The organism is Hyphomonas sp. UBA3601, assembly GCF_002375605.1.
Classification (GTDB): Bacteria; Pseudomonadota; Alphaproteobacteria; order Caulobacterales; family Hyphomonadaceae; genus Hyphomonas.
The window spans coordinates 1-520 of the sequence record NZ_DFME01000091.1 but is presented as its reverse complement, the minus strand read 5'-3'; the positions used below and the strand labels follow the sequence as shown (position 1 = coordinate 520).

At 57.1% G+C, this 520-nt stretch carries 2 protein-coding genes; one reads left to right on the top strand and one right to left on the bottom strand.

Annotation, left to right across the window (positions count from 1 at the left end):
• On the top strand, window positions 1–414 hold a 414-nt coding region (locus tag B4F73_RS09345), incomplete at its 5' end, for a DUF6891 domain-containing protein (RefSeq protein WP_290483089.1).
• On the opposite strand, the gene B4F73_RS16750 is transcribed toward B4F73_RS09345, so the two are convergent.
• The coding region (locus B4F73_RS16750) for a 16S rRNA (uracil(1498)-N(3))-methyltransferase (protein WP_349679553.1) at window positions 411–520 on the bottom strand (110 nt) is incomplete at its 5' end. The two genes, B4F73_RS09345 and B4F73_RS16750, sit on opposite strands and share 4 nt — an antisense overlap.

Sequence of the window (520 nt, the reverse complement as noted above, 5' to 3'; positions counted from 1 at the left end):
GTGCTGACAGACTTCGACCGTCTGGAACTCGCCTTCGACATGCTGGATGACAAGGATATTGTCGCCCGACAGAATTTCACGTGCTGCGGCACATGCGGAGCTGCGGAGATCAATCTCGAAATTGAGGAGTTCGAAGCCTATGGCCGTCGGGCACGCGGCTACGTCTTCTTTCACCAGCAGGACACGGAAAGCGCGGTCGAATCCGGCAATCTCTATCTCAGCTACGGAGCCTCAAATAATACGGCGGACGCGGTGTTCCTCCAGATTGGCCAGGAAATCTTCGATACGCTGAAGGCCGTTGGGCTGAACGCTCACTGGGACGGCAAGCTGGAACATCGCATCGGGATTACGCTTGAGTGGCAACGTCGATGGGAAAGTGCCGTACCGAAGCCCATGAAGCGGTGGCCCTTCTAGGTCCAGTCACCACACACCGCTTGCCAAAGGGTGAGCGCCGAGACGACCGCCGTTTCCGCCCTTAAAATTCTGGGGCCAAGGCTAATAGGATAAGTATCCGCACGCG